The sequence below is a fragment of the Ruegeria sp. O11 genome (assembly GCF_056535285.1).
On sequence record NZ_JBQERS010000010.1, the window covers coordinates 83,961 to 106,014 of the forward strand.

Annotated in this window: 18 protein-coding genes and 1 tRNA gene; 6 read left to right on the forward strand and 13 right to left on the reverse strand. The window is 54.0% G+C overall.

The window, feature by feature from the left end:
- Positions 1-146: 146 nt before the first annotated feature.
- The 12 genes from ACRZ91_RS16540 to ACRZ91_RS16595 form a co-directional block, all read right to left on the reverse strand.
- Positions 147-1,253 (reverse strand): peptidoglycan-binding protein LysM, encoded by a 1,107-nt coding sequence (locus ACRZ91_RS16540; protein ID WP_480907174.1) that lies wholly within the window; start codon positions 1,251-1,253, stop codon positions 147-149.
- A 44-nt stretch (positions 1,254-1,297) separates the two neighbouring features.
- The gene (locus ACRZ91_RS16545; RefSeq protein WP_480907176.1) at positions 1,298-2,560 is read right to left on the reverse strand and encodes a type 2 periplasmic-binding domain-containing protein; all 1,263 of its coding nucleotides are present in this window, start codon (positions 2,558-2,560) and stop codon (positions 1,298-1,300) included.
- Positions 2,561-2,583: 23 nt separating this feature from the next.
- Positions 2,584-3,363, reverse strand: coding sequence for a PP2C family protein-serine/threonine phosphatase (locus ACRZ91_RS16550; protein ID WP_480907178.1), 780 nt, complete (start codon positions 3,361-3,363; stop codon positions 2,584-2,586).
- Complete coding sequence (locus ACRZ91_RS16555) at positions 3,363-4,328, reverse strand: FHA domain-containing protein (protein WP_480907180.1); 966 nt, start codon at positions 4,326-4,328, stop codon at positions 3,363-3,365. Before ACRZ91_RS16555 ends, ACRZ91_RS16550 begins: the two co-directional genes overlap by 1 nt.
- A gap of 199 nt (positions 4,329-4,527) precedes the next feature.
- A complete protein-coding gene (locus ACRZ91_RS16560) occupies positions 4,528-6,723 on the reverse strand; it encodes a serine/threonine protein kinase (RefSeq protein WP_480907182.1) in 2,196 nt (731 codons plus the stop codon).
- Positions 6,724-7,063: 340 nt separating this feature from the next.
- Positions 7,064-8,353 (reverse strand): dynamin family protein, encoded by a 1,290-nt coding sequence (locus tag ACRZ91_RS16565; RefSeq protein ID WP_480907184.1) that lies wholly within the window; start codon positions 8,351-8,353, stop codon positions 7,064-7,066.
- Entirely contained in the window at positions 8,350-10,392 is a 2,043-nt protein-coding gene (locus ACRZ91_RS16570; RefSeq protein WP_480907186.1) for a dynamin family protein, read from the reverse strand. The genes ACRZ91_RS16565 and ACRZ91_RS16570 overlap by 4 nt, the downstream gene beginning before the upstream one ends.
- 70 nt (positions 10,393-10,462) lie before the next feature.
- Complete coding sequence (locus ACRZ91_RS16575; RefSeq protein ID WP_480907188.1) at positions 10,463-11,311, reverse strand: hypothetical protein; 849 nt, start codon at positions 11,309-11,311, stop codon at positions 10,463-10,465.
- A 24-nt stretch (positions 11,312-11,335) separates the two neighbouring features.
- Positions 11,336-11,737 (reverse strand): hypothetical protein, encoded by a 402-nt coding sequence (locus tag ACRZ91_RS16580; protein ID WP_010441394.1) that lies wholly within the window; start codon positions 11,735-11,737, stop codon positions 11,336-11,338.
- Between the two features lie 25 nt (positions 11,738-11,762).
- Positions 11,763-13,406 (reverse strand): dynamin family protein, encoded by a 1,644-nt coding sequence (locus ACRZ91_RS16585; protein ID WP_480907190.1) that lies wholly within the window; start codon positions 13,404-13,406, stop codon positions 11,763-11,765.
- Positions 13,407-13,414: 8 nt separating this feature from the next.
- Entirely contained in the window at positions 13,415-15,415 is a 2,001-nt protein-coding gene (locus ACRZ91_RS16590) for a dynamin family protein (protein ID WP_010441391.1), read from the reverse strand.
- A gap of 2 nt (positions 15,416-15,417) precedes the next feature.
- Complete coding sequence (locus ACRZ91_RS16595; protein ID WP_170474967.1) at positions 15,418-15,831, reverse strand: hypothetical protein; 414 nt, start codon at positions 15,829-15,831, stop codon at positions 15,418-15,420.
- 764 nt (positions 15,832-16,595) lie between these two features.
- Here ACRZ91_RS16595 and ACRZ91_RS16600 point away from each other — a divergent pair.
- Positions 16,596-16,680: transfer RNA gene (locus tag ACRZ91_RS16600), tRNA-Leu, on the forward strand.
- A 48-nt stretch (positions 16,681-16,728) separates the two neighbouring features.
- On the opposite strand, the gene ACRZ91_RS16605 is transcribed toward ACRZ91_RS16600, so the two are convergent.
- On the reverse strand, positions 16,729-17,346 hold the full coding sequence (locus tag ACRZ91_RS16605; RefSeq protein ID WP_480907193.1) for a TetR/AcrR family transcriptional regulator: 618 nt from the start codon (positions 17,344-17,346) through the stop codon (positions 16,729-16,731).
- A gap of 161 nt (positions 17,347-17,507) precedes the next feature.
- On the opposite strand from ACRZ91_RS16605, the gene ACRZ91_RS16610 reads away from it, so the two are divergent.
- The 5 genes from ACRZ91_RS16610 (at position 17,508) to ACRZ91_RS16630 (ending at position 22,053) form a co-directional block, all read left to right on the forward strand.
- A complete protein-coding gene (locus tag ACRZ91_RS16610) occupies positions 17,508-18,437 on the forward strand; it encodes an AEC family transporter (protein ID WP_480907195.1) in 930 nt (309 codons plus the stop codon).
- A gap of 103 nt (positions 18,438-18,540) precedes the next feature.
- Complete coding sequence (gene fghA, locus ACRZ91_RS16615; RefSeq protein WP_170772388.1) at positions 18,541-19,374, forward strand: S-formylglutathione hydrolase; 834 nt, start codon at positions 18,541-18,543, stop codon at positions 19,372-19,374.
- A gap of 3 nt (positions 19,375-19,377) precedes the next feature.
- Positions 19,378-20,838, forward strand: coding sequence for a Si-specific NAD(P)(+) transhydrogenase (gene sthA / locus ACRZ91_RS16620; protein WP_480907197.1), 1,461 nt, complete (start codon positions 19,378-19,380; stop codon positions 20,836-20,838).
- A complete protein-coding gene (locus ACRZ91_RS16625; RefSeq protein ID WP_480715723.1) occupies positions 20,835-21,290 on the forward strand; it encodes a YaiI/YqxD family protein in 456 nt (151 codons plus the stop codon). Before sthA ends, ACRZ91_RS16625 begins: the two co-directional genes overlap by 4 nt.
- Positions 21,291-21,432: 142 nt before the next feature.
- Entirely contained in the window at positions 21,433-22,053 is a 621-nt protein-coding gene (locus ACRZ91_RS16630) for an HAD family hydrolase (protein WP_480907199.1), read from the forward strand.
- Position 22,054 lies beyond the last annotated feature (1 nt).

Consider the following 22,054-nt stretch of genomic DNA (forward strand, 5'->3'; position numbering starts at 1 on the left):
GCGCTTTAAGCCCAATACACTGTTTTCGACCCGTGATTCTTCGCCTTGTGGTTCTTGTGCTCTACTACTCTCTTTCGTCAGTAATGACCTGATAAAAAAAGGCCGGTCATAAGACCGGCCCAAAAATGGTCGTATCGACCGAGGGATTAGTTGGATGCCGCGTTAAGCTTTTCGTTCTGTTCGCGCAGCGTGTCCGAGATAATCGCATACCATTCGCCGGATTCACGCATCTCAATCAGACCCTTGTTCATCATCGCAATGTATTCGCGTGCGAACGGGTTGGTGCGATGTGCGAGGAAACTCATCGACGACAGAGTGGATACATACGGGTTTTCAACGATGTCAGCCGAAGTCAAACCCATGTCTTTCATTGTCGATGCAAACAGGTCGACCTCGAACGCGGCCACATCTGCGGTTCCGGTCAATACCGCATCAAGGCAATCTCGGGCCGAATTGGGCTGAACAACAGTTGTATTCTCGCGGTTCAGACCTTGTTCTTCCAGTACAACCATGCTCCAGCCTGCCATACGGCAAATGGTTGATCCCTCAAGGTCTGAGAAATCCGTTGCCTTTGCGTACTCGCTTTCAGGCAAAGTGAAGAAGCCGCCGACGATGTCATATACCGGAACAGAAGCGACAAATTGGGTGCAGCGAGCTTCGGTCTCTGCAGACCACTCATAAGAGCGGTTGGTACAATCCGGTACAGTCCACGCGATCGAAATATCAAACGCACCCAATGGCAACAGTGTATCCAGATGCGAACTCCAGTCATCTACAAAGCTGACTGAAAAGTCGCGGCTGTTGCCTGCACGCTGGAGGCTTGTTGTAGCCAGTCGGGTCATGATGCCGCCACCATTCAGGGCTTCAGTCGTGAACGGCTCCCAACCGTTACCCGCGACCATCTTGATCGGCGGTGCGTAGACGTTCGAGCGTTTGACACTCGCTGCACGCTTTTCTTCAGCAGCAATCAGTTCTTGCGCGCTCTGGCCGTTTGGCAGGCTGCCATCCTCACAGGGCAATGCCAGAACCAAGCCATTTTCAAGCGAACCTGGATTGGTGATCGCGTTGCGGTTCGCGTTGAATATCGGTTGATAGTTCGAGGTGCCATAGGCTGCGATGGCAATGGTTGCCAGTGTGTCACCATCCTGAACGGTATAGTTAGAGCAGGCCTCTTGTGCGGCAGCTGCGCCTGAGCTCAGGGCGGTGAGGGCTGTTGCCGACAGTACTGCTTTCTTCAGTTTCTTGTTAAACATGTCCACTTCCTCCAGACTTTTGTTTTGTCAGGCCTTCGGGGGCCTTAGCCATTTTCCATTTGATAGCGCAGTGCGGTTGATACGATGTCGCGCCACTCGCCAGATTGTTGCATGATCGCCAGACCCTGGTTGAGCGTCTCAAGGACGGCTTCCCCATCTGGATTATCTTTGTGGGTCATGACGTTAAGCGACTTGATTGCCGCCAGGTTGGGGTTTTCGATGATCTGATGCTCATAGCCGAGCCGTCCGATTGCCTCGACCGCCAAGTGGGCTTCAATTGCGACAATATCGGCGGTGCCATCCATGACCGCATGGAAACAATCATCCGGCGATACCGGCCGCATCAGGGTGACTGCCGGCTCATAGAGACCGACCGCATCCATATGTGACAGCGACCAGCCTTCTGGTCGACAGATCGTGGCGCCCGCGAAATCCGAATAGGTCAGAGTCTGTTCGTAACCCGACCCGCCCTTCGCAAAGAAGGTATCTACAACTTCGTAGAACGGGTTCGAGAAGTTATAGGTTTCGCACCGAGTACGGTCCTTTTCAGACAGACCATCCGCTGCTTCGCAATTTGGACGCGACCAAGGGAATGTGGCATCAAAGGCAAGGGTTGGCATCAGAAGATCGAGATGCGAAGACCAGTCATTCACAAACTGAATTTTATACGGCTGTTCGGGCGCGGCTCGCAGCATCGCTGTTTCCACGAGGTTTGTATAAAGCCCACGATTTGGTAAAGCCTCGTCCGTGAACGGAGCATAGTTGCCACCTGTGATCATCAAGATCTGACGGTCACGAACTTCCGGGCGCTCGCCACCCTTTGCGTCTCGGATCAACGCTGCACCTTCGGCACGAGCGGCTTCGATTTCTTCCAACGCCGCCGCTTTTGCAGCAACTACCGCATCTTCGCTTGCTTTTTGCGCTTCTGCCTCAGCAGCAGCCACGCGTGCCTCTGCTGCGGCAATGGCTTTTTCGGCGCGCTCTTCCGCTGCTTTAACTAATTCCGCCGCCAAGTCCGCCGCTATACGACCAGCCTCGGTATCAGGAACCAGAGCTTCGCGCCCCAAATCCTCCAGACAGGGAAATGTCAAAATATCTCCAACACGAATGATATTTGGGTTCGAGCCAATTACATCGCGGTTTGCATCGTATATTGGCCGATAGTCTTCGGTCGCATACACCGCGATCGCCAACTCCCGTAGGCTATCGCCGCGTTGGATCTCGTAGGTTGAACACGCCTCTTGCGCTGAAGCCGTCCCTGCTGCGGCTGCTAGAGCGAGGCCGGATATGATAAGATGGTTTCTCATTTTTTCCTGTTTCTCTGCCTAGTTCATGTCTGTGCCGGTTTAACCACGGCGATTGAAATGTTGTCCTGATCCGGGTCTGCTTTTGCCTTTAGCGCCTGAAGAAGCGCGTCGGCGATATCGCGGGCCGGAGATTGATTATGAGTACGCAGCAAAGTCTCGATCTCGGTGTTATCGAGATATTGCAGTCCATCACTGCCAAGGATCAGAATATCTGCCAGCACCAGATCTAAAGGCTGTTCCGGGCAATCAACCTTCGGGATTGCAGCGCCCATGATGACCGAGGTCAGCTGGTTGCGATCCGGATGCATCTGCGCCTCTTTTGCGCTGAGCAGACCCTGCGCGATCTGCGCATCGATCATCGGGGCCATCGAGTGATCCTCGTTGATCTGTGACAGGGTATCATCGCGAAACAGATACAAGGGGCTATCGCCGATCGAAATCCAAAAGATCCGCTGCTCCAACATCAGCATGCCCAGAAGGGTAGAACCCAAGTTGACCTTGTTCTCTTCGCCATGGCTGGCGATTGCGGCGTTAGCCTGCATTGCGGCCATCGGCAGAGCGTCGAGCAGTGCGCTCTGAACAAGGTCAGGCTCATCCAACTGGGCATCCATCGCGTCGCGCCAGGCAGAAATGATCAGCTGCGAGGCAACTTCACCCGCATCATGGCCACCCATACCATCGGCAACGACGACATATCCTGCATCCGCCGTATCAGAGACCCGTGCGGCAATCGCGTCTTCCTGCGAGTCGCGCTGACCCTGGTCCAGGATCAAGGCAATATCATATGCAGGGGTCGCCAGCATTAATCGGCATCCCGCCAGTCAAAGCCATCATCGCAGAAGGCCATGAAACGGATCGATGTCTCGCTGATGCGGATAGAGTCTCCGTTTGACAGGGCAATGGTGCTCAGCACGGGTTTGCCATTCAGACGGACCAGATTGGCCTTGCCGCCATGACCCAGATAACATTTCCGATCCTCAGGATCATAGGCGATAACAGCATGGTTGCTGCGCGAGATTCCGGTATCGCCAAAGTCCAGCTGAATAGCTTGATCATCGTTCCGGCCAATCTGCATCAACCCTTCGGTTAATGTGATTGCGGCACCTCGGCCCGGACCGGCGGTTACAACCAACCATCCGACAGGGAAAGTTTGTTGCACGGCCTCGGCTTTTGCGACAGGTTCGGATGTTTCCATCAAGTCCTGAACATGCGTGTCTGCCCGTTCAAAGCCCAGGAAAGTGGTCTTCACACGCGAACGCCGGTCTTCTGAAGGCGCGGCTGGCGCTTCAGGTTCAGTCGCTTCTACAACCGAGACAGCCTCCGGTTCGGGTGCGGGCTCAGGCTCCGCAATTGCTTCTATCTCAGCTTGGGCTTCAAAGGCTTCCTCAGGCTCCGCAGTCGCAATTTCCGCGACGGCGGCGAGTGTCTTATCGTCCTCGGCTTCATCCTCAGTGCTGAGATGAAGCGTGACGATTTGCTCGTCTTCGTCTTCAGCTTCCTGCAAGTCAGACGCTTCTTCTTCCACAATTTCTTCAACGATCTGATCTTCTTCGAACTCCGGCATAGGCTCTTCCGGGATCAATTCGTCAGATTCTTCATAGTTGTCTGAACTCACGTTGCCACCAGCCAGTGCAGCGCGCAGCGCGTTGAAGTCGGCAATTGGCTCAGGCTTTTCATCCTGTACCACGTCTGCTTCCACCGCTTCATCTTCTTTCGGTTTGCCGGCACCCTCGAGAAGCCGGCTAAGAGGGCTTTTGTATTTAAACATGGTGACGACACCTTCTTTGTTTTCTGTTGCGGGGATCAGCCCGCAGGATGGCTACTAACCGCTGCCTAAAAGGGCAGAGGCACTATTGAATAAGAAACAGGGAAACTCTTACTTCGCGACGGTCCGGTTCCCGACGGGGCGACGATGGAGATGCCGCCCCCAGTACACACACTGGCGATTTTCACATAAACCGGTTCAATTACTCCTGCGTTAGCTGCATAACCGCAGTGCCTTCTCCGCCATTGCGCAGTATGATCAAGCGCGCCTGGGGCTGATTGTCGGAAGCAAGAACAGCGAGAACGTCATCAAGGCTTTCTGGCTGGTCGAGTGTAGTACCTGTTTGCGCTTCACGCAGAACAACATCACCTTTTTGTAAGCCCCCCACGCCGTTCTCCGGGACAGAGGCGACAACGGTTTGCCACCCCGCTTCACCCGCATGATGGGCTTTGAAAGTGTATCCGTTCTGCAATCCAAACATTCGGTGAGCAGGCAATGCCAAAAGCCCGTTTTGTGCACGCGTCTGACCCAGTTCACGATAGCGCGCCGCAACACGGATATACCCGTCCGGATCGACCGAGAAATTATCCAGAACCTGTGAAACCAGAGTTGCGTCCGGGCGGATCGGCTCGCTGTTGAGTCTAAAGATCGTGGTCCCACGCTTCACCCAGTCGCCGATGACAGCCGTGTTCAGGTTCGCGTCGACATCATTGATCGCAATGACACTGCCTGTCGCACTGCGACGTTTGGAGATATCAAAGGGTACTTCAATATCCCAATGTCCAAAGGCCACTTGATTTTCCGCCAAAGTCACCGGTTCTGAAGTGTTCTCATCGTTCAGTGCTGTCTGTACCGCAGCCTCTTCGGCTTCATCTGAGGGAGCGGGTTTCGCGTCAACTGCAGCGGGCGCCTCTGATGCCACTTGTGTTTGCTCGACAGGATCTTCCTGTTTGGTTTCTGTTTCGACAACCGGTTCTGCCTGTGCATCTTCTGGGTCTGCCGCTACGACCTCAGGCTCTGTGACCGAGATAGTTTCAACCTGTTGCGGTTCGGTCTGGGAAACTGCGGCCTGCTCGATCGGCTCCGGCGTTGCCTCGATGGAGTCGGGTGTTACCTGAGTTGCCTCATGTGTCGGCTGATCACTTGACAACATGAAGTACCCACCGGCTGCCAACGCCGCCGCGACGACAACGGCACCTGCTATTACCTTACCACTGCCACCTGAACCGCTTTTGATAACGGTATCTACTGCTGCGACGGCTTCGTCTTTGGGTGCAAATTTTGCGAGATCGTCTTCGGGTTTTTCCTCATTGCCAAGCGCCAGATCAGAATTCCCTGCAAGCAAGGCAGTCACAACAGCTTCGGCATTCTCGCTTTCCGCTTTGATCCGTTCTTTTTCGGCCTGCTCGTCTTTACGATCCATGCCTACAATGACCGAGACCGGGCGGTAGGCGAAACTGTCGAACATCACCCCGGGACCACGGAACATGCGCAACCAGTCCAATGCGGTTTGCAAGCGGTCAGGGGTGTGAACCTCCATCGCCTTATCAATCGCCTCGAGGAATCCATCGGGATAGCCTTTGAAACGTCCGGCTAGCGGGATGTATGGGTCGTCTTGTCCGTTGTTGAATGCGTTCAGACGTGTCTGACCATCAATCGGCCGCTCGCCACCAATCGCGTGATAAAGGGTTGCAGCAAGCACATAAAGATCACTGCTAGGCCCTTGTTCCGCCCCACGCACGTAAAATTCGTGTGGTGAATACCCATCCTTGATCACGCGCAACGTCAACAGGGCCGCCGATTTGTTTGCCGCCTGTTCGCGTGCTGCGCCAAAGTCGATCAGAACCGGCTCGCCATTTTCGTCAATCAGGATATTGTCCGGCGATATGTCGCGATGCAACATGCCGCTTTGGTGAATGAACGACACCGCAGAAAGCATCTTTTCGGTGACCTGAACGATGAAATCAGGCCCGCTTTTGTTGTCAGGATTTTCGACATAGTCCAACAGATCGCAGCCACGGATCAGGTCCATAGCGATATAGGCGGTGTTGTTGTCTTCAAACACCTGATGCACGTCGACAATGTTTGGGTGGACTAGCCGCGCGTGGTTGCGCGCTTCCTGAATAAACAGATCAATAATGGCGCGGAGGTCATCCTTGTGGTCGGGATTGGCGGCTTCGACCAGATCACCATTCCGCTGACAAAGTGCGCCAGGATAGCATTCCTTGATGACTACATCGCGATCCAGACTATCGCGTGCGAGATAGGTTATACCAAATCCACCGTTGCTTAGAAAACGGAGAATTTCATACTGACCGCGCAGCAGCTTCGCGCCTGGCTGCAATCCTTCGATCTGAGGTTCGTCGTGCGTTGTGCCGACAGCCTGGTTGTGGCTCATTTCTTCCCGCCCATTCTACTCGTTTTTTGCGGCTTAGATAACCAGGGCTTTAGCCCGCGAACTCACAACCAAACACAACCGCAGGACACTTTAGACGGTTAGACGTTTCAAATTTGACTTTATTTGGGCCACCTGATGGCTTCACTAAGGATCAAAAATTCAGAAATCGCACATATAGTAACGCCTAACTCTTTGCATACAATATAGTGTATTCTTAAGGTGAGCTAATCGGATTCTATATCTTCAAAAACCGCGCTTGGTCCACGAAATCGAAACAATAGCGCGGTGATTCCGATCCTTTCGAATCGCTGCGTTGCGGCTCAATTATTGCGGGAAAAACTTACGTTCCGGTTTTCGGAGGGGCAGACGCGACAGAGCTGCCGGCCCATGCAAGGTTGTCGCTAAGCTGCGCAAGGATACTGATCGCGTCTTTGAGAGGTGCATCGCCACTCTCGAATTGTAGTAGCAACAGCAGGTCGGTTGCCTTTTCGAACTCAGCCGGAATCCAATCAGCCTCGGGGTCGATTTCGGATCCGGATTCCAACCTCTCGGCAAAATCCTCAACAATTTCCTGACAACTTTGCAGAAAGGCCGCAGGCTCGATATCTGAGCTTTCACGCAGGTCGTTGTAGATACTGGCTATGGCTGCAAGCCAATCTTCAAGAATTGGATTATCCAGAGGGGGAAGGGCGGTTTCTAAGCTTGATTGGACCGCAAAGCCATCAGCCTTAGCGTCACGTTCTTCTTCAACCCCCGTGAGTTCTTCCATATAAGGCAGAAATTCTTCGACCAAGTCCTTCTGAGCCGCTTCAAGATCATGGCGTCGATGGTCAGACGCAACACTTAGTACCTGTTCGGCCAAATTTTGGCCGCCACAGGTCTCCCAAAGATCAAAGTCAGGCTCGGGTTCCTGCTCCATTGCACGCACGGCAACCGGCGTGCCAATGGGTACAACCGCACGGAACAGATCACCTTTTTCTTTATTCAGTCGGGCAACAACCCGATCCAGTGAATCCCGAACCGGAGGCAAGTCGGCGTGGGTTACGGCCAACAAGCTGTTATCGCGCAGCTTCTGTGGCACCTGCGCCCACAAGTGCCGTTCAGTTTCGCGCCAGGCGTTGGTTCCGTTGGTACACCAAATGGCGCAGTCCACATACTCCAGCAATCCCAGTGTCTGCTTGTATGTATCATCCAAAGCACCGGCACCGGGCAGGTCGAATAGCGAGATCTCTTGTAGGGCAGGGGTATTCAACCCGACCGAGATGAAATCAGGTTCGTCAGCTGCGGCTTTTTCCAGCGCTATCCCTGAGTAGACCTTGGGTTCTTTGTCCCACCAACCAACGGTGGTTTCAGGTGTATCAGCGTAAGCGACGATAACCAGCGGCAGTTTCAGATGCTGCGGCCCGGTGGGCAGAATGTCAGCACCTGCAAGCATATTCGCAAGGCTTGACTTCCCGGCGCCAAATTCCCCGGCAAAACCGATGGACACCGCGTTCGAAAGCCGCTCGGCATGAGCCAAGGCGCGGGAACGCATATCGTCCAGCTCAACCGACGAAGGGGCGTTCTCAGTAGCGGTCAGGAAACGCTCCAACTGGCGCACTTCCTTCTCGGTTCCGGGGAATTCAATCATTCTGCGGCCTCTGCCTGTCGAGTGTCCACGGGTGCGGTTCCATGTACCGCACCCAGTTCATCGCTGATGCGGCGGGCCTGGTCAACCGCACGTTGAGCGTCGGCACGAGCATTTGTATCGTCGGTTCCGGCGCGATGTTCCAGATGTCCGGCAAGCAGTGCCAAATAGTGATCCAGCACCGTTTGCATGCGTTCGATCAGATCGATTCTGGCGGTATCCACCAGATCGTCACCAATCATCTCGAATTCCTGTACGATCATTCTTTCCGCCCGGTTCAGAACGCTGCGGCGCGAAATCAGTCGCGATAGCCATGTCACACGCAGTTCGACCGTAATTCCCCGCGTCAATGCACTGGTGTCTGGTCTGAACCAACGCACTGCGCTGGTATTCATGCGATTGTCCACCGGCTCCTGCCAACCAGGCAGGGCACGCAGGGCAGCATTGCTTTGCATGTCGATCGCATAGAGCTCACTAAGCATGCGTTGACGCACCACCTGAGTCGCGCCTTGAACAAGCTCTCGCATCCGCTCACGCAGCGGTGTGAAATTCAACTCGGTATCACCGTCTTTGGTCAACAGAGGGGATTGGCCATCGGGACCACGTACGACAATCGAAACGGCCTCGGCAACCGTATCGTCCATTACGCCACGCAGATTGGCCAGCACGTCATCCATGTCGTTGGTGATCGCCCGGGATTTCTCTGCAATCAACGCGCGCAGATCTGTAAGTGTCTTGTTATTTTCTTCAACATTTGCCGTGTCAGGCCCGTCCTGCTCCTCAATCGCACGGAGCCTCGCGTTGCTGCGCTCAAGCTCACCCTGGGCAAAGCTGTTGAGGTGCTGCCAAGCCATATTGAGTTGTTCCTGACGTGGGCCTTCCGTCAGAGCTTTGGTCACATGGCGGCGCAGATCGGGCAGGCCCGACGCGATCATTGCGGCAAAACGTAATACGCCTTCGCGGCTGATAGGGCCGGGGCCTTGCTTGATCTCTTCGACGCCATCCAGGTATTGCTTCATCTGCTCAGGATGAGCCCGAAGCCAAGCGAGTATCTGATCGTGGTCAATGCCGGTTTCATCACCGGTCAAAGCGTAATGCGCCCATTGGGCGCTGCCCATCAGGACATCGATATCCGAATTACCTAAAGCATTCTCAAGCCCGTCCAACACATCAGCGCGCACCTTCGTGGCATCCTCAGCACCGCCGCCCAATTCATCAACACGGTTGATGAAAACCACAATCTGACCAAGCTCTAGCGCTTGCATCAAACGGAACAATTTCAGATCCGCGCGCGACAAAGCCTGATGCGCCGAAAGCACCACCACAAAGAAATCTGATTCCTTGAGGTATTGGCGCGAAATTTCCTCGCGGATCAGCAGCGGGTCATTGACACCCGGTGTATCCGTAACGGTTACCGGATACGGAAAATGACCGATGTCAAAGTAGACCTCGGCCTTGCGGGTGATATCGCTATAAAGACCTCGGTCCGAACCGGGGTCATGTTCCCCTTCATCCGTTGGGTCATCTCCGGCACAAACATATCGTGCCAGATCGTCTGATTTTAGTTCATCTAGATCGTGATGCTGGCCCAACAAGTGTTTGTAGCTGTCACCAAGACGCAGCTTGGCGCGGGTCTTCATCGCCTCAACCTGCTCTTCGATCATCTCGCGTTTATAGCTGTCTTCCTCGTCCGGGAACATATTGCGCAGCTCTTCGCCTTCAGCGATCAGAGCTTGCCATTGGCGATTGTCGAAGAAGTGAAACTCGGCACCCGATTTCCTGCCGGATGGATGGCCGAAATGCATGTCGGTGATCACAGTTGTCCAAGGGTTCACGTCTGAGGGTAGATATTCCGCCTGCCCGGTGAAACCATTGATCAAGCGAGACTTGCCAGCCTTGATCTGGCCTACGAAAGCGATCGAAGGCTTGAGGTTCGACAGATCGTCAACAATGCGTGAGATGAAATGACGTGTCTCGTCATTGCTCATCCCATTCATGTCTTCTGCGATGCGAATAAGCTCGCGGCGGTTTAACTCACTCATAAGATTTACCCTGGTAACTCGTATTTATCATCTAGCTTTGCAAAATGGACACTATTTGGCAGGAACGCGGTCATTCGACGGCGTTTTTCAAAGATTTCCACAGGTTGACAGCAGCGCCCAGCTTACGGGTGTCATGAAACGCGGCTGCAACGTCCTCATCATCGCGCAGGATCGCAAGGCCAACACCTTGACCCCCGGATGGTCGCATTACGATTAATTGCGGCTCTGACAGTATGTTAGATACATCTGCTTGCCAGCCGAGGAGATCTTTGGTGAAACGCGCCAAAAGGTTTTCGCCTGGATGCGCAGGCTGCCCTTCGGAACAAAGCCCATCAAATTTGACCTCACCGCTAATCAAAAAGCGTCCCAAAGCAAAGCGTTCAGAACCTTCATAGAATGCATCAGTGATCCCCGATGGGCTCTGTTGATCCGTTTCTGCTTCAGGCTCAGGGGTGGCATCCGGAACAATCGTCATACGCCGCTCATCCGGTAGAACAATATTTCCGCAAGCCGCCTCTACCTCAGAAAATGTTATGCCCACATCATCCGCTTCAAGCGCCGAATCCGGTCTGAGCGAAATCAACTCTAAAGGGCCGGGGGCGATCGCGATGTCAGAAACCAGTTGGGCCAGTCGGCCCGTCAAGTTTTCACGGGCATCGGTTTCAAAATCGGGCAAAGGCCCCGAAACACAGCGAAAGACATCGGTGATCCGAGAGCTGTTCACTTCAACCGCCAGCATTCCCCCGTCGGCCGCCTTGAACTCTAGCCTCCTTGGCAGGATCGTGCCGCGAATAGCGTTCAGTACCTCACCTCGTCTTGCCTGCGCAGTTTCGCCCGACAGATAGACTGCCGGAGATAAGCGCGCGACCGAAGATTGCCCGATTTCTTCGAGCAATTCGAGTATTTCGCCATCCATCATACCGCGAACCCCCTCTGGTTCCGTCTATACCGCAGCAGCCACCGAGCTGAGGCTGAGATGTGATTTTGTAAGCGCAAGCCCGGTATTCGCACTGTCGCGACAGATATAGCAGACAACGTGATCCGGGTATTTCGGCGTTCTCAGAAAGATATGTATACGATCATTGGCGAACACCGCGATTTCCCCAAATCCGGGGTGTTCCGTTTCATCTATCTGTGCCGTGCGCAACAATTCCTCAAAGCCTTTTGTGCCACGGCTTTGAAACAGGTTAGCAACTGAAAGCGCCAGATTTTCTAAAGCATCTGAACTCTCTCGGTCTGCAGCATCAATGCCCAACAGCATCCCTGTTTCCATATCAACATACCCGGCTGCAACGCAGTCGGGTATGGTCTCGATGGCCGAGGCTAAGGCGGATTCTATCGACATTCAGATATCCACCTCAAAGAATGTTTCAGATCGCGTGCCATTCTGCTCCACCGTTTTTGCGCGCTTCCGCCACCGGTCGCATGCTGGCTTCGCTATTGCGAGCGGTGTGCTCCAGCGCAATCTGATCATACTCGGACAAAAACGCAGCAAAAGCGCTTTTCAAGCCTTGGGCATCATCAGGCAGACTTTCCCGCGCTACGATCTCGCTCCACATCGCAGACGCGCTGAGTGGCGATTCCGAGGGCAGAACGCTTGGATCGGCTGCTTGTTCTTCAGACGCTTCTTCATTCGACTTCGCTTCGCCACTCAATTCAACCACTTCGGCTGGCGTGAGTGAGTTTGATTCCGGTTCCGGCTCGTATTCTTCTGTAGATTCCTCAGATTGCTCAGAAAGCAAAGACGTAATCGACGAGATAGACACTTCGATGTCCGAACCCGAGCTCTCCTCATCGACCAAAGTCTCCTCGGATGTCGAGGCTTCTACCGTTGCATCTTGTTCATCTTCGGGACCGAGAATAATTAACTCCGCATCCTCTTGGTCCTCTTCTTCATCCATGAAAGCAAACTCATCGACGTCATGGGTCGGGTTCGCCAAAAGGTTCAGATCCAGCGGGTCATCGGATTGTTCTGAGAATACGGAACGCAGATCTTCATCAGCTGGTTCTGCTTCAGAGGTCATTTCGGCGCGCATCCGTTCTGCCTCGTCCACGTCAATTCGCGGGCGCTCAGCCTCTTTTGAGCGGCGCTCGACGCGGGCAGGACGGATTGGAAAGCTTGTGACAACATCACTGCTCGCTTCAGCCGGAGTGTCAGCCAGCGGATCCTGATGCGCCAACGGCACATCTTCCATTCGGCTTTCCGGATGCAAATGGCTCACTTTTGGTGCTTCGGACAGGGTTTTATCAATTTGATAGCGGGCTAGCATATCCGCTCGCTTGTCCATAATCTGCTCGGTGATCTCCAGGAAACTGTCGACCATCTTACCACCACCGCTGCGTGACCAAAGTTCGGCATCACCGGTTTTGTCACGGGCCATGATGGCATCACGGGCCGAGAACAGGATCGTGCGATTGAACAAATGACCCGCTTCGCGATTTACGCGGCGCAAGACCTTTTGCCTGTCTTTCTGATTCAAAGCATCCGCACGAGTCACCAGCAGCAGCGATTTGTGCTGCAGCCTTTCAGGCAGCGAAACCCAGGTGGCACGTTCAGTCTCTCGCCAGGCTTGGGTCGAGTGGGTGCACCACAACACACCATTGGCTTGGCCAACTGCACGCTGCCAGACATCCGTCGAAATCTTCGGGTCCGAAATGCCGGGTGTGTCGATCAAGTCGACCGCCTCAAGAATATCGGCCTCAAGGAAGATGCGAATGAACTGGGCGTCGTTGACACCAACCTGTTCAAGCTGATCCAACTCGATATTCTGCGTACTGCCATCATGGCGTTTGATATAAGCGGGTCGATTGCCCCAGCTGAACCAGATCGGCGGCAGCTGCGTAGCTGTGACCTGCGTTGGCAGTGCCTGTTTGCGCAGCAGGAAATTCATCAACGTCGATTTGCCTGCACTGAATTCCCCCATAAGCGCAAACACGGGTTTGCGGCGGGACCACTGCTCGATGCGGTTCCATGTCTTGGGAGAGACGAAGCGGGTTTGTGAATTTTTTACCATAACTCTTCTTATGCTGCTTCGTTACTAAGGTCTTTCAGGATATCGCCCAGAATATCGTCACGCGATTTCTGTGGCTTCTGCTCGGCGATCTGTGCCGCAGCCCTGTCAGGTGAATGCGAGATGCTGAGCAACGTGTCTTTCTGCTCGACCATAAAGTCGGTCAGCGTGGCACGTACATTCTCCAGCACGGCGGCAATCTGGTTCTCCTCGATATCTTTGGTGATCGAATTCGCCTCAGATGCGATCAAGCGCGTGTAGTCTGCGGCATAGGCCTCAAAGCCCTTTCGGCGTTGCCACCATCGGCGCCACCAGGTGCTTTGCAGGTCCAGCGCGATAGTGCGCCCAATCCCGAGTGGCGGAGGCACGCGTGGCACGATCGGAGCTTCGATATTGAATTCACCCAAATGGTTGCCCAATAGTTTCTGGTACAGAGCCTCAACATCCGCCGCAGCAGCCGAATACAGCGCACCGGCTTCCTTGCGCATCGAACGGGCAAAGCTGAAATATGCGGCTTTCTGCAAAGTTCGTAGCCCGGCCGGGTCATATTGCCATGTACCCTGCTCTCCATTTTGCTCAAGATGTGAGATCAGAGAATCGGTCGCGCGCTTGACGAAATTCGCTTCTGCCGAGGCAAGTCGCTCCAGTACCTTGTCGCGCAGTTTGGTTGTCAGCTCGGAAGCTTTCTTTTCGTATTCGGCTGTAACCCTCGCAATCGCGTCTTCTGGCGACGCACCATCTAAATCCCGAACAATTCCATCCGAGTTTGATAAGGTCTTAGCAACAGCTGTCGCCCGAATCTGACTGGCGATATTGCGCGCCCGATGCCGGACGCGATCCAAAAGCCGCGTTCCGGCGCCTTCGGCAATACGCTCATTCATCGCGAGCAACAAATCGGGCAGGCCGGAAAGCGCCCAGATCTTGTCGAGTGACGCCGCCTGATCGCCGAATCCGGCAGCAAGGTAGAAAGTGTTCAATGCCTCGCGCGATTCTTCTGTCAGAATGTCCGGGTTTCCAGTGAGAGCGGCCTCAGCCCACAGGGCGCTGCCAAAGACAACGCTTGTGTTGGCGTCAATGTTGTTCTGCTTCAGGGTGTCCTGGATGCGATCGCGAATCTCGGGGACCTGATTGACCGGGTCAGACAATTCATCAATCCGGTTCACAAACAGAATGATCTGCCGGTTTTCGAACTGAGCGATAATACGCATCAGCGCCATATCCATCGTGGTCAGTGCCTGGCTTGCAGCCAATACAACTATGCAAACCTCCGACCCTCGCAGGCTGCGCAAAGTGATCTGTTCGCGCACCATGAATGTATCGTTCACGCCCGGCGTATCGCAAAGCTTAAGCGAAATCGGATATTGCGGGATATCCATAAACAGCTCTGCCGATTTCGTTACATCCGCAAAACGACCCGTCTTTGGGTCGATATCTGGGTCATCCTCATCCCCAAGACAGACATACCGTTGGACAAGTTCGTCATCGAAATAGTCATACTGGTGACTTTGACCAAGGATCAGGTCGAAGTGTTTGCCCAACCTTTGCTCGGACTTAGACTTCATCTCCCCGATCTGACGGCGGATGTCATCCATCTCATCATCAGCACCAGCACGGTTTGCGAGTTCGCCCAGGCGACCGCCGCCAACCATCAGGTTGTCCCATTCTTCCTGCTCGAAAAAAGTAAACTTGGACTTGGTGCCCCCTTCAGTCCGGGTATTGATATTCAGCGTGGTCACCACAGACGTCCATGGGTTCACATCCGAGGGTAGCAGATTTGGTCGCCCCGCCAGAATGTTGACGATGGACGATTTCCCGGCCTTTACCTGCCCCACCATTGTGACGCTGGCCGAGAAATTCTCCATTTTAGTCTTGAGCGCAGCGAGCCGCGCGGAAGAACGCGCATCCGCCACCTCTGTCAGTTGGTCGATCTGCGTCGTCAACGAAGTCATTGTCTCTGTCATTTCGGACAGAGCCTCGTTTCCTACAGACAGAAGGTGGTCGTTACGCGCCATGGTTAGCCTCCGGTACCTGTTGCGGCAAATTGGTCCCCTGCCCCGTCCGGCAGGCTCGCAAGCGTGTCGATGCGCGCGATAAGGTCCAATGCGTTACCGAGGATCACAGCCTCGGTTTGCGGTGAAATTGATTCATATGCGAAGGAATCAGCAAGCACTTCGATAGAACTGAAGCCTTCCCCATTTTCCAGGCAGGCGACACGGCGCCCCGTTGGAAAATCTTCTGATTTGTTTGCCGGCAAAGGCATTCGGGCATTCGCCAGCAAATAGCGATTGCCCGAATGGGTTTTGAGCGCAACGCCGAAACCCGTGCCAGGATGCTGGCGGTTCAGTGTTTTTAGCTCGCCGATAAAACTTTCTCGGGCAAGACTTACAACGTCCTGCTCGGAAGCAGCGGATTTGATCAGGTTGGTCACGACAGAGACCCTTGTTCTGGAGTTGAGCAGAAACTCGCACGGTGCCAGAAGGCAAAAAGACTCATTAACTCCTGCGTTCAATCAATTACGATTTCCGCGGTGTTATTTTGACGCGAATAGGATATTTTGGCGTTTGAAATGTGGCACAAATAAGGTGGCGGACCTCATAAATACCTCAACCTATAAGAGAATGCCTGAAAAGCACGCACCAACTGGACCCGTAACCGATTCCAATACTGACAACTCTAATCTGGTGCGCTGGATCAGAATTGAGCTTCAAAATATCTTATAATCATTTGTTTTTTTAAAAATTAATCGATCCCCCTCACTAGGTGTAACTTTGCTTAAATTTCCTTCAGGCTACTCACACAACACCCAATATTTCACTCTGGCGACCCTTCGCCCACAAACCTCGTGGTGAACTCAACTTATAGGTGCAACACACTTACGATCAAAAAAGGTCCACAAGTTCACCTTTTGGAAACAATAATAATGTCAAGATTGAGCCTATTCTGACATCTCGACGAACAGAAAATCTCTGCACTTTGGTCTAAATAAACCCGCCCTTCAAAGACATTTCCTTTTCTACGGATTGCCACTTCGGACTTGCACTCGATTCTCAGGAGTTTGGATGAAGTGCAATTCGACGTCTTATTGTTTCTCGTATGGCGATAATAATCTTGTGTATTGTCGCACTTTACCTCTCGCGCTCCCTCAAAAGCTTTGCTATTGAGCGCCTCGTCGCGATGCTTTGGCATCGGGTTGCGGGTGTGGCGAAATTGGTAGACGCACCAGATTTAGGTTCTGGCGCCGCAAGGCGTGGGGGTTCAAGTCCCTCCACCCGCACCACAAAACTTCACAGAATCGATTCGTTGCTCTGACGTTGGGTCGTCAAACTCAGACGCCGTAGCGTGCCATAAACATATCGACCGCCTGCATAGCAACCTCGTCAATCTCGCTTTGGCTGAAACTGTTTTGAATACCAAAAGCGGCCCGTCCCCATAGCCTTACCTTACACAGCTCCGAAAACTGCTCGGCCGCAATATTGACGTCTTCGATAGCCAACTCTCCTTTTGCGACCGCTTTGGTCAGATACTCTGCCATCTGCCGCCGACCATTCTGAGGGCCCGCTTCAAAAAAGGCCTTACCGAGTTCCGGGAACCTGTCTCGCTCGGCGACGCAAATTCGAAAGACTTGCTGCGCAAAGTCTGAGACCAGAAATGCAGTAAGCTGAGATGCTGCAATTGTTAGCACCTCGCGCGCAGGTTTGGTCTCGTCAATCATTGACAGGATACGCTCGGACATTAACCGGCACTCAGTCTGGGCGACTTCGGTGAACAACAGACGCTTGTCGGGGAAGTAGCTATAGAGAGTGGCCTTCGACACGCCCGCTGATCGCGCAATGTCATCAACGCTCGCGCCTTCGAACCCATCCGCCATGAACACCTCGCGCGCCCCGCGCAAAACCTGATCAAATTTTCGGCCTGTACGCAGGATGGCGGCGGCTTGAGTCATGATGTCTCCTGAATGCGATATTCTACAACACTATAAACCGTTCGGTTCAGTTTCAACGCATTTCAACCGGATCGCGGTATTGTCACAACGTTTAACCGGCAAGAGTAGCTTATGCCGAGCGTCGCCCTTGCGACCCCGGCCTTTCATGCTAACACACAGCCATGGTTGAGATCTTTCTGCGCACACTGCCCTTCTTCGCAATCATCGGCCTGGGATTTTGGGCCGGTCGCAGCTGTTTTTTCCCGCCCGAGGCAACTGCCTATCTGACCAAGTTCGTATTTTTCTTCGCCTTGTCTGCAATGCTGTTTCGATTTGCAGCCACCCTGCCCTTTGCCGAGATCTTCAATGGTCGCCTTGTAATCGGATATTTGATTGGAACAGCGGGCGTCTACACACTGGCAACTGTTGTCGCCTATCTGCGCGGATTGGATATTCCGACGGCTGCTGTTGAAGCCCAATGCGCCGCGATCGGCAATGTGGGGTTCCTGGGCTTGCCAATGCTGGCGCTCTTGTTTTCTGAAGCGGCCATAGGACCCGTGATGCTGGTTCTAACCGTTGATCTTGTTGTGTTTTCCTCTTTGATCGTAATTTTGATCAACGGTGGTCGAGATGGCCGGCTCGGTCTTGCGACGGTGCGCTTGATTGGGGTTGGCTTGCTGAGAAACCCAATGATCTTGTCAATCTCTGCCGGGTTGATCTGGTCGGCATTCAATGTGTCCGTCCCGGCCCCTTTGAACGACTTTCTAACAATCCTGGGGGGTGCGGCGACACCGGGTGCGTTGTTTGCCATTGGCGCGTCACTTGCCGACAAATCGGCGGAACGCATACAGATTGCGGGTTGGCTGAGTTTTTGCAAACTGGTTCTGCATCCCTTTTTTGTCGCACTTATGGTGATCTGGCTGATTCCGGTTGCATCCTTTCCAGCCATGGTCGCCATCGCGGCGGCGTCTTTACCCGTTGCGGGCAATGTCTACATGCTGGCCGCGCATTACAGAGTGGCCCCACAGCGCGCATCTGCGGCAATCTTATTGTCAACCTTGGCCAGCATCCTGACTGTCCCGCTGGTAATTGGTTGGGTCAGCACCCTCTGATCTTCAAACTTTTCTAATAATCCACCCGCCGGTAGCACTCGCACTTTACGCGGACGCGACAGAGCGATAGCCATGACGCCGACACAACGTAAGGATCAGAGCGATGGAAACCCTTTCGGAAAATGCCTGTTTTGGCGGTGTGCAAGGCGTCTATCGCCATGCCTCCTCGGCTTGCAAATGTGATATGACATTTGGTCTTTTCCTTCCGGCCGAGGCAAAGGACGGCCCGGTTCCGATTTTGTGGTATCTATCAGGCCTGACCTGCACACATGAAAACGCAATGACCAAAGCCGGAGCGCAAGGCTGGGCTGCAGAACAAGGTATTGCTCTAGTGTTCCCCGATACGTCACCTCGCGGAGATGGGGTCGCGGATCATGAAGACTATGACCTTGGTCAGGGCGCGGGATTCTACGTCAACGCCACTCAAAAACCTTGGGCCCCTCACTTCAACATGTGGGACTATGTCGCCGAGGAACTACCTGCGCTGTTGGTAGAGAGCTTTGCAATTGATGCCGACCGCCAGGCAATCACTGGGCATTCGATGGGCGGACATGGTGCATTGACGCTGGCGATGAATCTGCCTGGGCGGTATCGGTCGGTTTCAGCCTTCTCGCCGATTTCAAACCCGATAGGGGCGGATTGGGGTCGCAAGCAACTCAGCGCCTATCTAGGCGATGATGAAGCGGCATGGGCTAAGCATGACGCGTCAGCGATGATGAAAAGCACCGGCTTCAACGGTCCCATCCTGATCGATACTGGTGCAAATGACCAATTCATGGACCTGTTGCGCCCAGAAGCATTGGCGCAGGCAATCGCCGAACGTCGCCAACAAGCCACCTATCGTCTGCAGCCGGGATATGATCATTCCTACTATTTCGTGTCTACCTTTATGGAGGACCACATCACCTTCCACGCCGAAGCATTGTATGGGGAATAAGGCATGAGCAAATATGATTACGACTTGATCATCATTGGCTCAGGTCCTTCGGGGCGCGCGGCGGCTATTCAGGCCGGAAAACTGCAGCGCAGGGTGCTGGTGATTGACCGTAAAGACCGTTTGGGAGGCGTTTCAGTGCATACTGGGACAATCCCGTCCAAAACTTTACGGGAAACGGTGCTGAACCTGTCAGGCTGGCGTGAACGCAGTTTTTATGGGCGCTCCTACCGGGTTAAGGATCAGATCAGTGCGGAAGATCTGAAGGCACGGCTACACATGACGCTCGACCATGAGGTCGACGTGCTGGAACACCAATTCAACCGAAACCATGTGGAAACGCTGAGCGGGCTAGCCAAGTTCATCGGACCGCATGAGGTTGAGGTCGCAACCGACGCAGGCGAAACAACGCGTTTGACAGCTGCAAAATTCCTGATCGCGACCGGCACCAAAACATATCGCCCCGATTACGTTCCCTTCAACGGCAAAACCGTCGTCGACGGAGATGACTTCCTAGAGATGGAAGAAATACCGCGTTCGCTTTGTGTGATCGGTGCCGGTGTGATCGGTGTTGAATACGCGACCATGTTCTCGGCGCTGGATGTTCGCGTTACGCTGATTGAACCACGCGAGACATTTCTAGATTTCATCGACAAGACGCTCATCCACGACTTCACACACCAAGTTCGTGAAAATGGTGTTGATCTGCGGTTGGGATCGGCCGTCGAAAAGATCGAAGATGCGGGCAGTCATGTCGAGATTACACTGGACAACGGGCGCCATGTCCGGGCTGAGATGTTGTTGTTTGCCGCGGGGCGCATGGGTGCAACCTCGGCCCTGAACCTAGACGCTGTTGGGATTGAAACCGATCATCGCAATCGGATCAGCGTGGACCGAAAGAGTTATCAAACCTCGGTGCCTCATATCTATGCCACCGGAGATGTCATCGGGCATCCCTCGCTGGCCTCAACGTCTTTGCAGCAAGGGCGAGTCGCCGCCTGTCATGCGCTTGAGACACCGACCTTGCCGGAAAGCCCTTGGTATCCATATGGGATCTACTCGGTTCCCGAAATCTCTACTTGCGGCATGTCTGAAGAAGAACTGCAGGTACGTGGCATCCCCTACGAGGTCGGCGTGGCTCGGTTCCGCGAAACCTCGCGCGGGCATATCATGGGGTTGGAACATGGGGTGCTGAAGATGCTGTTCTCGCTCAAGACCCGCCGCGTATTGGGAGTGCAGATTGTAGGTGAAGGGGCGACAGAGCTAATCCATATTGCGCAGGCGGTGCTGAACCTGAAAGGCACGGTGGATTACTTCGTGCAAAATACGTTCAACTATCCGACTTTGGCCGAAGCTTACAAAATTGCGGGATTGGACGCTTTTAACCGGATGCCTATTCCCGAGGAGTTCAAGGTACGCAAATCCACCTCGAAGGCGAAAGTGTCGACAAAGGCCAAGGACGCGTGACGACGCTTTACATCGATGGCGACGCTTGCCCTGTGAAGGCCGAGGCCGAACGCGTCGCAACCCGACACAAAGTGCCAATGGTCCTGGTCTCCAATGGCGGGCTGCGCCCCTCGGCCAACCCGCTGGTACAGGTGGTGATTGTCGCGGCCGGTGCGGATGAGGCGGATAAATGGATCGCAGAGCGCTGCGGTGCAGGCGATATCGTGGTGACGTCAGACATCCCGCTTGCCGCGAAGTGCATCGAAGCCGATGCTCGTGCGTTGCGCCCGAACGGTGAGGCCTTTACGGCAGCCAATATCGGCCAGCAACTGGCGATGCGCGATCTGATGGCGGATCTTCGTGCTGCAAATCCTCTGGGAACTGGTGGCGGCGGCAAATCGTTCGGCAAAGCAGATCGATCTCGTTTTCTTGACGTGCTTGAGCGAGAGATTCGCGCCGCATTGCGCGGGTAGCGCTCCCGCCGGTCCGTGGCGCATCAAAGATGCGCAACGTCCCGTTGGGCCGGGCAGCGCTTACCGCGCTGTGGATGGTGCTTGCATCTTCGTCCGGTGCTTGGTTCAGTCGGCGGCAATTGATTAGGTATGGGATTACCGTATGACCATCGAAGCCGTCATATTTGACATCGGAAACGTACTGATCGAATGGCAACCCGAGCGCTACTATGATCGCGTGATTGGTGAGGAACGTCGGCGTGCCATGTTTGCCGAGGTCGATCTGCATGGAATGAATGATCTGGTGGATCAGGGCCATCACTTCACCGATACGATTTACAGCTGGGCGGACAAGTACCCGGATTGGCGAGACGAAATTCGGATGTGGCACGACAACTGGATCGAACTGGCCGCGCCTGAAATCCCGCATTCAGCACGACTGTTGCGAGCGCTGCGAACCAAGAAAATACCTGTTTTTGCGCTGACCAATTTTGGGGTTCAGAACTTCGACTATGCCACCACCGTTTATCCGTTTCTGAACGAATTTGATCGCCAGTATGTCTCGGGCCGGATGAAAGCGGTTAAGCCTCATACCCCTATTTATGAGATGGTAGAGGCCGATAGCGGCATCGACCCTGCTGCTCTTTTGTTTGCTGATGACAGGATCGAAAACCTCGAAACAGCCAAGGCGCGAGGGTGGCAGACCCATCACTTCATCGGCCCAAAAGGTTGGGCGGATCGGTTGGTGTCGGAGGGACTGTTGACCACGGAGGAGGCCAATTAGG